Here is an 11,374-nt window from a genome sequence, read left to right as displayed (position 1 = left end):
TGAATGATTAGCTAGAAATGTGGTTAAATCTGTGATAAACTGGGTCATGGGAATAAATCTTTCTAGTAGTATTTTTTTGTCTAACTCTACTATAACAGGATTTATTCTTTTTTTGCGTTTACACAAGATATTGTACACTCTCTTTTTGTGCTCTGAATGACAAAAAAAGCTGTATGGAATTTGAACTTTCCACACAACTTATTATAGAACCATTTTAAGAAGGGAGTGGGACAGAACTAAATTTGAAAAAATTGGTTCTGTCCCACCTCCGCAAGGTTGATTAGGTCGGGTTCGGAGTCCTCTCAGCGAGTCAGGAATTGACTCGCTGAGCCTATGACATGGACGAACATGAAATGTTCGCTATCAAGCGAACGATTGGAGTTTGCTTCGCAAAAAAGATTAGGTACTCTCTAACAGCATACAATGCTGCTAGGCTCAATCAACTACTGCGTCATCTTATTTTGCTAATCATAAAGAGAGAGGCTAAACTTTTGTCCCGGCCTCTTTTTAAACGCAAAAAGGAAATCTCGATTGGGAGATTTCCTTTTATGATGCATGGAATTAATCCACAACGGTCAAGTCTAGATGACCAACACCACTGCCATATTCCACACGGTACTGTCCTTTTTCCAAGTGGGGTGGGATAATAAAGGTACCGCTGGAAACTTGTTGGCCTTTTTTAAAGGTTTTGCCATGACTCGCTAGCTTTTTCACCAACCAGCTGACTGACTCTAGGGGATTGCCTAAAACTTGGGAAGACAGACCTTGACCGAGAACTTCTCCATCCTTATAAAGAACACCTGGAATTTGGGCCAATTCCGCTACTGTAAAGCGCCCTTTGAGATCCTGCTCTTCTCCATACAGGATTCGACCAGCTACAGCACTATCGGATACAACCAAATATTTGCTGAGGGTTGGGAACCACTCTTTGAAGCGTGCATCAGGTACCTCAATCCCCGGCGCAAGGGTCAATTTATCCAACAAGTCTTCCAAAGAATCCTCGGGAGATAGGTCTTCTTTGGCCCGGAATACCAACTCGATTTCGATCAAGGGCTCTAACAAGTCTTGTAAAGATAGGGTGACAGGTCCTTTTACAAATTGAGAAACGGTTTCCTGACCATAAAACGGTTCTGTTGAGTCAAACATCCGTTGGGTTTCTTCACTCGTCAAACTGACCTTATAGCCTTGAACGTCTTCGCCTCTTAGAGCGACAAAGGCATCTTGAACTTGGTAAGCTGTTTCAATATCTTGTACAACTCCATCTAGTTCCTGCATGGCTAATGCTTCCTGCTGATCCAAGGCTTGGAAAAGTTTTTGGGACACCTCTACGACCACATTCTCCTGTTCTTTCATAAGCTACACCTCCTAGTTTCTGCTTTTATTATAGGAGATTTTGTCTGAAAAATCAATATATTTTTCAGAATTTTCCCTATTTTTCTGAAAATTTTGTAAGAAATTTTAAAAGTCCTTGGAGAACCACTTCCAAGGACTTGTTTCTTCTATTCAGGGTGAGTCTCTGAGGCAGCCTGGAAGGTCTGCTCTAAGAGCATGGCAATGGTCATGGGACCAACGCCACCTGGAACAGGTGTTAAAAAGGCGGCCTTATCTTTTACGGCCTCAAAATTGACATCGCCGATCAGTTTTCCTTCTGGATTGCGGTTCATACCGACATCAATAACCACCGCTCCGTCTTTGACAAAGTCTGGTCCCACAAAATGACCTCGACCAATCGCAACAACCAGAATGTCTGCCTCACGAGCCACTTGGTCCAGATTCTCTGTTTTTGAGTGAGCCATGGTTACTGTCGCATCTGCTGCTAACAACATCTCTGCCATCGGTTTGCCGACAATATTGCTGCGGCCAATGACTACCGCTTTTTTACCCACAGGGTTAATCCCATACTCTTCCAGTAAGGCCATAATCCCAGCTGGTGTCGACGGAACCCGTAAGGGATCCCCGGTCCACAAACGACCGACATTAAAGGGGTGAAAACCGTCAACATCTTTGCGAGGATCGATAGCCTCTAAAACAAGATCTTCTCGAATTTGTGGGGGCAGGGGCAATTGCACCAGGATTCCGTGAACTTCTGGATCCTGGTTGAGATCTGCTAGTAGGGACAGCAAATCTGTTTCAGCCATCGTTTCCGGATAGCGTAAGATCCGACTTTCAAAGCCGGCTTCTACCGCCGCCTTCTCTTTATTACGTACATAAACCTGGCTGGCCGGATTCTCTCCGACCAGAACAACTACTAAACAAGGCTGAATGCCCTGATCAGCTAGCAATCGAGCTGTTTTTTCAGCCAAGTTCTTTCTTTTTTTGAGAGCTAAGGCTTTTCCATCTAACAGTTGCATGTGCGACCTCCCCTAATATATCCTCTCAAGCTTGGGTTTTACAAAACCTTGCTGAGGAAATTTCTTGTCCGTTCTTCCTGGCTATTATCAAAAATAGCTTCAGGACTACCATCTTCAACAACAAAGCCACCATCCATGAAAATAACCCGATCGGCCACCTCACGTGCAAAGCCCATTTCGTGGGTAACAATCACCATGGTCATCCCAGACTCCGCCAATTCCTGCATAACTGCCAGTACCTCACCCACCATTTCTGGGTCCAAGGCTGAGGTTGGTTCGTCAAACAAGAGCAAGTCTGGATCCATGGCCAGACCACGCGCAATCGCAATCCGTTGCTGCTGACCACCAGAGAGGGATTGCGGATAGGCATTGGCCTTATCCGGTAGACCGACCTTGGCTAGCAGTTCCATTCCCTTGGCTTCCGCTGTCGCCTTGTCCATTCCCTTGGTTTTAATCGGTGAAAGGGTAATGTTTTCCAAGACCGTCATATTGGGAAAGAGATTAAATTGTTGGAAGACCATCCCCATTTTCTCCCGCATTTTAAAGAGGTCGTTTTTCGGATCGGTAATATCCACACCTTCAAAATAGACATGGCCCTTGGTCGCTTCTTCTAACAGGTTCATCGACCGAAGGAGTGTCGATTTCCCACTCCCTGAAGGACCGATGATAACAACCACTTCACCACGGTGGATTTCTAAATCAATACCTTTTAAGACTTCATTTTTCCCGAAGTACTTGTGAAGATCTTCAATTTTTAAAATGGTTTCAGTCATTATTTCTTCTCCTCTTGTTTGAGTCGATTTTCAAATGTTTTTAAGCCCAAGCCCAACAAGCTGGTTAAGGCAAGGTAGTAGGCTGCTGCCACCAAGAGAGGCGTTAGGGCCTGGTAGGTTGTTGTCGCTACCGTTTGCGCCCCATTCCAAAGTTCCATAACACCAATGGTCGCAAGCAAGGAACTATCTTTGACAATGGTCACAAATTCATTACCAAGGGCTGGCAAAATATTCTTAACGGCTTGGGGCAAAACTACATAACGCATGGCATTGGCTGGACGAATTCCCAAGGAATAAGCGGCTTCCAATTGTCCCTTAGGAACTGCATTGATCCCGGCTCGAACCGTTTCAGACACATAGGCACCAGAGTTCATGGATAAAATAATAATTCCAGGAATCAGACGTGTCAAATCGACTTGCAAAATCCCAATCTGAATCGAAGGTGCCGTCAAATGGGTAAGTGCAAAGGCAATCATAATTTGCACCAACATGGGTGTCCCACGGAAAACCCAAACATAAATATTGGCCAGCCAGCGTAGGACAGCCCAGTTGGAACGTTGGGCAAAGGCTAACAGAATTCCTAAGATGGTGCCAAAAAAGACAACAAAGACCGATACAATAACAGTAACCAGAGCCCCATAATTAAAGTAGGGCAAAAACTGTGGTAAAAATGAAAATGACATGAAAATCCCTTCCAACAAAAAATGTAAATATGCCCTTATTCTACCAAAAAGCCCGATGGCGAACAAGTTCATTCAGGCACTCGACAAAAAGAGGAGTGAAACAAAAACTGTCTCACTCCTTTCACGAAAGTTTAATACAAAAGTTCGTAAATCTCCATTGCAATCAAATCAATGCTATCAAAAGTGAAGGTTTCACGTGCTTCAACATCGCGCAAAGTAAAGATTGAACCGAGTTCTTCGTCCTGGCTATAGGAAACTTCGGCAACAACAACACCGTCTCGTTCAAAATTTCGTTTCAAATTGCCGCCATCTGTCGCCATCTTTTCAAGACGATTGATAATGCGTACCAAATGTGATTCCATTACGTTTCTCCTATTTATTAAATTCCTAATAAGTATACCATAGAATTCCTCAAAATTCTAGGAGACTTCCTCATTCACATCCCTTTTTACCTTTAAAATAGATTGTGGGGCTGCAGGAGGACTGTCAAATTCCCCCAAACTTTTCTCCATCCAAATCATATCATACCAGCGCTGAAACTTGTAACCCGCTTGGGGAAAATGAGCGACCTGCTGGTAACCACGTTTACTATGAAAAAGTTCACTGGATTTGGAACTATAGGGATCCCCTTCGACTCCTACCCCAATACAAGCCTTAATCGACAAAATTCCCATTGCCTGTAATTCCTCTTCTAACCGATCATAGAGGAGATTACCAAGTCCCTTCCCCTGCCAGTTAGGGTTCAAATAAATAGTCGACTCGACTGACCAAGCATAGGAGGCAGCTGAGCGAAAAGGGCCTGCATAGCAGTAACCTAGAAGCTGGCCATCTGCTTCCGCCACCAGATATGGGTAAAAAGACTGGATTTGTCTCATACGGCTTTGAAATTCTACCAAGCTGGGGGGTAGGTGCTCAAAGGAGATAGCCGTGTGCTCAACATAGTGGGCATAAATTGCTAGTAGTTTCTCCGCATCCTTCGCTTGGGCAAATCTTACTCGAACATCCATAAAAATCTCCTTTCCTTTATTGTAAAAAATCCCACCTCTAGGGTCAATCCCCTTCATACTTTTTACTTGCAAAGTCACAAAAAGGTGCTATAATCAATAGTAGAAGAAAATTTGACCTTTATTGACCAATAAAGAATGTCTTTAGAAATAGAAAGGATCAGTTATGCTTTGTCACAATTGTAAAATCAATGAAGCGACCATTCATCTCTACACAAGTATTAATGGTCACCAGCAACAAGTTGACCTTTGTCAAAATTGCTACCAAATTATGAAATCCGACCCTAACGCGTCCTTACTCAAGGGCTTAAATTCCAATTCTAGCGATCCACTTGGCGACTTCTTCCAAAACTTGGGTAACTTCCAACGACCTGAGCAAGAAGAAACCGGCAAGCGACCTGGCCAAGACCGGCAGGCAAGGCAAGCAAAACCACGTCCAAAAGGAATCTTGGATGAATTTGGAATCAATGTCACTGATATCGCCAAACGAGGCGACATCGATCCTGTTATTGGTCGGGACGAAGAAATTATCCGTGTTATTGAAATTCTCAACCGTCGGACCAAAAACAACCCTGTCCTCATCGGTGAACCAGGTGTTGGTAAAACAGCTGTTGTTGAAGGATTGGCTCAGAAAATTGTCGACGGCGATGTACCCCAAAAATTGCAATCCAAACAGGTCATTCGACTCGATATGGTGAGTCTGGTTCAAGGAACCGGAATCCGGGGGCAATTTGAAGAACGGATGCAAAAATTGATGGAGGAAATTCGCCAGCGGGAGGATGTCATCCTCTTTATCGATGAAATTCATGAAATTGTCGGAGCCGGCAGTGCTGGCGACGGCAATATGGATGCGGGTAATATCCTAAAACCAGCCTTGGCCCGTGGCGAATTACAACTAGTAGGGGCAACAACCCTCAATGAATACCGCATCATCGAAAAAGATGCCGCCTTGGAACGCAGGATGCAACCCGTTAAGGTCGATGAACCATCTGTAGCAGAAACACTGATTATCCTCAAAGGAATTCAGAAAAAATACGAAGACTACCACCATGTCAAGTATACCGATGAAGCCATTGAAGCGGCAGCTATCCTCTCCAACCGCTATATCCAAGATCGCTTCCTACCAGATAAGGCCATCGACCTCCTCGATGAAGCTGGTTCAAAAATGAACCTGACCTTAACCTTTGTCGATCCCCAGGAATTGGATCAACGCTTGATTGAAGCCGAGCGCCTCAAAACACAGGCAACCCGTGATGAGGACTTTGAAAAAGCAGCCTACTACCGGGATCAAATTGCCAAATACAAGGAGCTGCAAAAAACCGAAATCCATGACCAAGACATGCCCGTGATTACAGAAAAAATCATTGAGGCGATTATCGAGCAAAAAACCAACATCCCTGTTGGTGATCTCAAGGAAAAAGAGCAATCCCAACTGGTCAACCTGGCTGACGACCTCAAGGCTCATGTTATCGGACAGGATCCTGCCATCGATAAGATCGCCAAAGCCATCCGCCGCAATCGGGTTGGACTGGGTAGCCCCAACCGGCCAATTGGCAGCTTCCTCTTTGTCGGACCAACCGGTGTCGGTAAAACCGAACTGTCCAAACAGTTGGCACTAGAACTCTTTGGTTCCACAGATAGCATGATTCGCTTTGATATGAGTGAGTACATGGAAAAACACAGCGTTGCCAAATTAGTCGGAGCTCCTCCAGGCTATGTCGGTTACGATGAAGCCGGCCAACTCACCGAAAAAGTTCGTCGCAATCCTTACTCACTCATCCTCTTGGACGAGATCGAAAAAGCCCATCCAGATGTGATGCACATGTTCCTCCAGGTTCTCGACGATGGCCGTTTGACCGATGGTCAAGGACGAACTGTGAGCTTTAAGGATACCATTATCATCATGACCTCAAATGCCGGTACCGGTAAGGTAGAAGCTTCAGTCGGTTTTGGAGCTAGCCGTGAAGGACGCACCAACTCTGTCATGAACGAATTGGGCAACTTCTTTAGCCCAGAATTTATGAACCGCTTTGACGGTATCATCGAATTCCAGGCCCTCAGCAAAGAAAATCTGCTCCAGATTGTCGACTTGATGTTGCAAGATGTCCGGGACCGCCTCAGCAAAAATGGCATCCAACTCAGTGTAACCGATAAGGTTAAAGAAAAATTGGTAGACCTGGGCTATGATCCAAAAATGGGAGCCCGCCCAATTCGCCGGACCATCCAAGACCATATCGAAGATGCCATTACCGACTACTACCTTGAACATCCACAGGAGAAAAACTTAAAAGCCGTTATGCAGAATAGCCAGATTCTTATCAAATCTGCTCAAAAAGTGGAAAAGATAGAATCTTAAGATTGTTCTAAAGGTGGGAAATCAGCCCCACCTTTTTTTCAAATGATTCCTCCACTTCCTCGCTCCCCAATTTTTTTCTTTTAAAAAAGATGAATAGAAAGAAATCATGATATAATAAAGAAAAACAATTGAATCTTAGGAAGGTTTGCTTATGACAATTCCTCATTTTGGTAAAAAGGATCCTCAGACGGACTATCAAGTCCGCTATGGGGTCTATGCGGTAGTTCCAGATCCGAGTCGTGAACATGTTATCTTAGTACAAGCTCCGAATGGAGCCTGGTTCCTACCTGGTGGAGAAATTGAGGCGGGTGAGAATCATCTAGAGGCGCTTGAACGTGAACTTCTAGAAGAACTTGGTTTTACAGCTCAGGTGGGGCAGTATTATGGTCAGGCAGACGAATACTTCTACTCCAGCCATCGGGATACTCACTACCACAATCCTGCTTACATTTATGAAATAGAATCTTACACTGAAGTTGGCCAACCACTAGAAGACTTCAACAATCTAGCCTGGTTCCCAATCGACCAAGCTTTTCTCCATTTGAAACGTGGTAGCCATCGTTGGGGTCTCCAACAATGGCAACAATCCCTTGGTTCGTAAGTCTTATAGATTTGAAAGGTGTCATTATGAAACTTATCAATACAAACTCTAGTCACCAACGTTTGATTAAAAACCAACTTGAAAACACGGATGCCACCTTGGTGGAGACCTTCTCCGCCGGCAATACCGATGTCATTTTCACAAAGGCCCCCGACCATTATGAAATTGTCATCAGCAATAAGCACAGGGCTATCCGTGAAGTTGAAATTGAAAGTATCCGCGATTTCTTTCTCAAACGCCGAATCCACCCAGACTCTATTCGTAAGGAAGAAATCAAAACCCTCTATACAGATAAACTGATTGAAATCTCAATCCCAATCAAATAAAGCCCGAATCTCTAGTCCATCGCTAGAGATTCTTTTTCTATCTCCCAATCCCCTCAGACAAACAAAACCTCCCCTCAGCATTTCTAGTGAAGATAATCACTATCCACGCTAAGAGGAGATTTTTAATCATATTCAGCGGATTTCAAAATCGATTTTCCTAGTCATTTTTTGTCTTCCGCGAGTATCAATCAGTCAGATTAAAGGAGTCTGATGTTATTTTTGTGGGCTTTCAAAGCCTTCTGCGACAGCTTCTGGGAAGTTAGCTTCCAGGATGGATGCACAGTGGTCACAAACCATGTCTAGGTTTGGATTGTTGTTGGTTCCCACACTTGGGTCAACGCGGCGGCAGCGTTGGCAGACTTGTCCTTCTGCTGGTTTGACCACAAGGGCTAGATCTTCAAAGCTGAGGGCTTCTGCTGGGGCTGGCTCAGATGCTAGGCTTAGCTTAGAAACGATAAGGAGTTGAGCCAAGTTTGTCTCGAGGGCTTCCAACTCCGCTAGGAGTTCTGGGCTTGCATAGACGAGCAATTCAGCTTCTAGGGATTTTCCGATGACTTTGCCAGCGCGTGCTTCTTCCAAGGCTTTTTGAGCGTGGGAGCGGAAGCTGAAGAAGGTTTTCCATTCTTTCAGCAGTTGCTCGCCATTGGCAAAGCTTTCAACTTCTGGGAAGTCTGTTAGCTGTACAAAGTCAGCTTCTTCAAATTCCAGGTAAGACCAGATTTCTTCGGCTGTGTGTGGCAGGATTGGGGTCAAAAGTTTGGTAAGTTTGACCAAGATGTCGTAGAAGACTGTCTGCATTTGACGGCGCTCTTTGGATTGAGCTCCTTCGATGTAGACAACATCCTTGGCAAAGTCCAGGTAGAAAGCAGACAGGTCAACGGTCACGAAGTTCACAACGGTTTTATAGATGTTGAGGAAGTTGAAACCATCGTAGTCCTTCCGGATGGCTGCGACTACTTGATTGAAGCGGACCATCATGTATTGGTCAACGGAACGCAAGTCTTCAAATGCAACACAATCTTCAGCTGGGTTAAAGTCAGTAGTATTGGCCAACAAGAAGCGGAGAGTGTTCCGAATCTTCCGATAGGTCTCTGATACCTGACTCAAGATATCCATGGAGATCCGCACGTCATTGCTGGTGTCAACGCTACTTACCCAAAGACGCAGGATTTCAGCACCAAACTGTTTTTCCACATCACTAGGCAAGATGGTATTTCCTAGCGACTTGGACATTTTTTCACCCTTACCATCCAAAACAAATCCTTGAGAAAGGAGCTGTTTATAAGGAGCAACGCCATGATTAGCAACGGAGGTGATCAAGGAAGAATTAAACCAACCGCGGTATTGGTCCGAACCTTCGAGGTAGAGGTCGGCTGGGTACTGCAAATTGTCCCGATTTCGAAGAACCCCATTCCAAGAACTACCGGAATCAAACCAAACGTCCATGATGTCGGTTTCCTTGGTGAAGACACCGTTTGGCGATCCTGGGTGACTATAACCTTCTGGCAAGAGCTCTTTGGCTTCGCGAGCCCACCAAACAGAAGCTCCGTGCTCCTCGAACAATTGCGCCACGTTCTCAATTGTTTCGGTCTCCATGATTGCTGTTCCATCTTCTGCGTAGAAAATTGGAAGCGGAACACCCCAGGCCCGTTGGCGCGAGATGACCCAATCGCCACGATCACGAATCATGTTGTAAAGACGTGTGCGTCCCCAGTCCATGTGGAATTGCACTTGGTCAATCTGCTCCAAGATTTCTTGGCGGAAATCAGAGACAGAGGCAAACCACTGCGGAACAGCCCGCCAAATGATTGGTTTCTTGGTCCGCCAGTCAAATGGGTAGGAGTGAGTGATTTCTTCCTGAGCCAACAAAAGGTTGCCCAATTTATCAACAACTGTCGGTAAGACCTTGCCATAGAATTGACCTGCAAAATCAGCTCCGGCATTGTCCATCATCACTCCACGTTCATCGACGGTCACAGCTACTTCCAGTCCATTGGCAACTCCGACATAGTAGTCATCCTCACCAAATCCAGGGGCTGTATGGACAATCCCAGTACCGGAATCCGTCGTAACGTGGTCTCCAAGAATGACCAGCTCATCAACCTCAGTATCCCATGGATGCTCTGTCACAATATGCTCCAGCTCTTTACCCGTATAACGAGCGACCACTTGGACATCTTCCCAGGCAAATTTCTCAGCTAAACGATCCAACAATTCTTCTGCCACCACAAAATGACGATCGTCACCAGCTGCTTTCACCCGCACATAAGAAATATCTGCACCAACAGTCAAACCGCGAGAAGCTGTGATGGTAAATGGTGTTGTGGTCCAGACAACGATATACGTATTAGTGTCTAGAACACCCTTACCATCCTTAACCTTATTGGCATAGTAGAGTGAGTTTGAAGTCACATCATGGTATTCGATCTCCGCTTCCGCAAGCGCAGATTCTGATGACCAAGACCAGTAAACAGGCTTAGCTCCACGGTAGATATAGCCTTTTTCAGCCATTTTTCCGAAGACGCGGACTTGGGCAGCCTCATAATCTGGCGTTAAGGTGACGTAAGGATTGTCCCAATCTGCTGCTACACCTAGGCGTTTAAAGTCAGCCTTTTGCTTTTCAACCTGACCCAAGGCATACTCCCGACAAAGCTCTAGATAGTCCACCAAGTCCATCTCTTTACGTTTTACCCCTTGCTTGGCTAAAACCTGTTCGATTGGCAGTCCGTGAGTATCCCAACCTGGAACAAATGGTGCATAAAAACCAGTCATGGATTTAGAACGCACGATAATGTCCTTGGAGATTTTATTAAGGGCATGACCTGCATGGATATTTCCATTCGCATAGGGAGGACCATCATGCAAAACAAAGGTCGGTTTGTCTTCATTAAGTTTCAAGCGTTGCTGGTACAAGTCAGCCTTGTCCCACTCTTCTTGCCAGAGAGGTTCTTTTGTGGGCAAGCCAGCACGCATGGGGAAGCCAGTTTTTCCTAAATTCAAGGTTTCTTTTAATTTCATTTGATTCCCTTTCTATAAAAAAACACACTCTGTCTCTTCCCTAAGGACGACAAAGCGTGGTACCACCTTACTTCAGTAAATTGGGCTCACAATTCCCAAGTTACCCTCTTAGTTGATAACGGAACGACCCGTCCATACCTAATTTAATAGTTCAGTACAGAAAACATGAAAGGATAATCGTGGGAACAGGGATTGTAGGACTCACACCATCTCCTACTCGCTGACAATATATTCACACAACCGTGTTTTCATGGAATTTTTA

General features: G+C 45.1%; 11 protein-coding genes. 3 read left to right on the top strand and 8 right to left on the bottom strand.

The window, feature by feature from the left end; genetic code table 11:
* The 7 genes from E5983_RS09795 to E5983_RS02740 all read right to left on the bottom strand — a co-directional run.
* The coding region (locus E5983_RS09795; protein WP_237397565.1) for a hypothetical protein at nucleotides 1-195 on the bottom strand (195 nt) is incomplete at its 3' end.
* Nucleotides 196-561: 366 nt separating this feature from the next.
* The gene (locus tag E5983_RS02765) at nucleotides 562-1,353 is read right to left on the bottom strand and encodes a 2-keto-4-pentenoate hydratase (RefSeq protein ID WP_160332395.1); all 792 of its coding nucleotides are present in this window, start codon (nucleotides 1,351-1,353) and stop codon (nucleotides 562-564) included.
* A gap of 146 nt (nucleotides 1,354-1,499) precedes the next feature.
* Complete coding sequence (locus E5983_RS02760) at nucleotides 1,500-2,351, bottom strand: bifunctional methylenetetrahydrofolate dehydrogenase/methenyltetrahydrofolate cyclohydrolase (RefSeq protein ID WP_160332394.1); 852 nt, start codon at nucleotides 2,349-2,351, stop codon at nucleotides 1,500-1,502.
* 38 nt (nucleotides 2,352-2,389) lie between these two features.
* Complete coding sequence (locus tag E5983_RS02755) at nucleotides 2,390-3,124, bottom strand: amino acid ABC transporter ATP-binding protein (RefSeq protein WP_160332393.1); 735 nt, start codon at nucleotides 3,122-3,124, stop codon at nucleotides 2,390-2,392.
* Nucleotides 3,124-3,807, bottom strand: coding sequence for an amino acid ABC transporter permease (locus E5983_RS02750; RefSeq protein ID WP_160332392.1), 684 nt, complete (start codon nucleotides 3,805-3,807; stop codon nucleotides 3,124-3,126). The genes E5983_RS02755 and E5983_RS02750 overlap by 1 nt, the downstream gene beginning before the upstream one ends.
* Nucleotides 3,808-3,938: 131 nt before the next feature.
* Nucleotides 3,939-4,169, bottom strand: coding sequence for a DUF1797 family protein (locus E5983_RS02745; RefSeq protein WP_135037840.1), 231 nt, complete (start codon nucleotides 4,167-4,169; stop codon nucleotides 3,939-3,941).
* A gap of 57 nt (nucleotides 4,170-4,226) precedes the next feature.
* Nucleotides 4,227-4,814 (bottom strand): GNAT family N-acetyltransferase, encoded by a 588-nt coding sequence (locus E5983_RS02740; protein ID WP_160332391.1) that lies wholly within the window; start codon nucleotides 4,812-4,814, stop codon nucleotides 4,227-4,229.
* A gap of 163 nt (nucleotides 4,815-4,977) precedes the next feature.
* Between E5983_RS02740 and E5983_RS02735 the strand changes: the two genes are divergently transcribed.
* The 3 genes from E5983_RS02735 to E5983_RS02725 all read left to right on the top strand — a co-directional run bounded on the left by E5983_RS02735 (nucleotide 4,978) and on the right by E5983_RS02725 (nucleotide 8,094).
* Nucleotides 4,978-7,167 carry an ATP-dependent Clp protease ATP-binding subunit gene (locus E5983_RS02735; RefSeq protein ID WP_160332390.1) on the top strand — a complete coding sequence of 730 codons (2,190 nt, stop codon included), beginning with the start codon at nucleotides 4,978-4,980 and terminating at the stop codon, nucleotides 7,165-7,167.
* A gap of 151 nt (nucleotides 7,168-7,318) precedes the next feature.
* A complete protein-coding gene (locus tag E5983_RS02730) occupies nucleotides 7,319-7,768 on the top strand; it encodes an NUDIX domain-containing protein (RefSeq protein WP_160332389.1) in 450 nt (149 codons plus the stop codon).
* Nucleotides 7,769-7,794: 26 nt separating this feature from the next.
* Nucleotides 7,795-8,094: a DUF1827 family protein gene (locus tag E5983_RS02725; protein ID WP_160332388.1), complete on the top strand. Its 300-nt coding sequence runs from the start codon at nucleotides 7,795-7,797 to the stop codon at nucleotides 8,092-8,094.
* A gap of 213 nt (nucleotides 8,095-8,307) precedes the next feature.
* On the opposite strand, the gene ileS is transcribed toward E5983_RS02725, so the two are convergent.
* Nucleotides 8,308-11,112 (bottom strand): isoleucine--tRNA ligase, encoded by a 2,805-nt coding sequence (gene ileS, locus E5983_RS02720; RefSeq protein ID WP_160332387.1) that lies wholly within the window; start codon nucleotides 11,110-11,112, stop codon nucleotides 8,308-8,310.
* Nucleotides 11,113-11,374 lie beyond the last annotated feature (262 nt).

It is taken from the genome of Streptococcus danieliae (assembly GCF_009767945.1).
Lineage (GTDB): Bacteria > Bacillota > Bacilli > Lactobacillales > Streptococcaceae > Streptococcus > Streptococcus danieliae.
This window is presented reverse-complemented; position numbering and strand designations above follow the sequence as displayed.

What these genes read in the sequence shown, in the direction of transcription:
- E5983_RS02765 (WP_160332395.1), bottom strand. Translation starts at nt 1,353, where the DNA reads ATGAAAGAACAGGAGAATGTGGTCGTAGAGGTGTCCCAAAAACTTTTC.
- E5983_RS02760 (WP_160332394.1), bottom strand. Translation starts at nt 2,351, where the DNA reads ATGCAACTGTTAGATGGAAAAGCCTTAGCTCTCAAAAAAAGAAAGAAC.
- E5983_RS02755 (WP_160332393.1), bottom strand. Translation starts at nt 3,124, where the DNA reads ATGACTGAAACCATTTTAAAAATTGAAGATCTTCACAAGTACTTCGGG.
- E5983_RS02750 (WP_160332392.1), bottom strand. Translation starts at nt 3,807, where the DNA reads ATGTCATTTTCATTTTTACCACAGTTTTTGCCCTACTTTAATTATGGG.
- E5983_RS02745 (WP_135037840.1), bottom strand. Translation starts at nt 4,169, where the DNA reads ATGGAATCACATTTGGTACGCATTATCAATCGTCTTGAAAAGATGGCG.
- E5983_RS02740 (WP_160332391.1), bottom strand. Translation starts at nt 4,814, where the DNA reads ATGGATGTTCGAGTAAGATTTGCCCAAGCGAAGGATGCGGAGAAACTA.
- E5983_RS02735 (WP_160332390.1), top strand. Translation starts at nt 4,978, where the DNA reads ATGCTTTGTCACAATTGTAAAATCAATGAAGCGACCATTCATCTCTAC.
- E5983_RS02730 (WP_160332389.1), top strand. Translation starts at nt 7,319, where the DNA reads ATGACAATTCCTCATTTTGGTAAAAAGGATCCTCAGACGGACTATCAA.
- E5983_RS02725 (WP_160332388.1), top strand. Translation starts at nt 7,795, where the DNA reads ATGAAACTTATCAATACAAACTCTAGTCACCAACGTTTGATTAAAAAC.
- ileS (WP_160332387.1), bottom strand. Translation starts at nt 11,112, where the DNA reads ATGAAATTAAAAGAAACCTTGAATTTAGGAAAAACTGGCTTCCCCATG.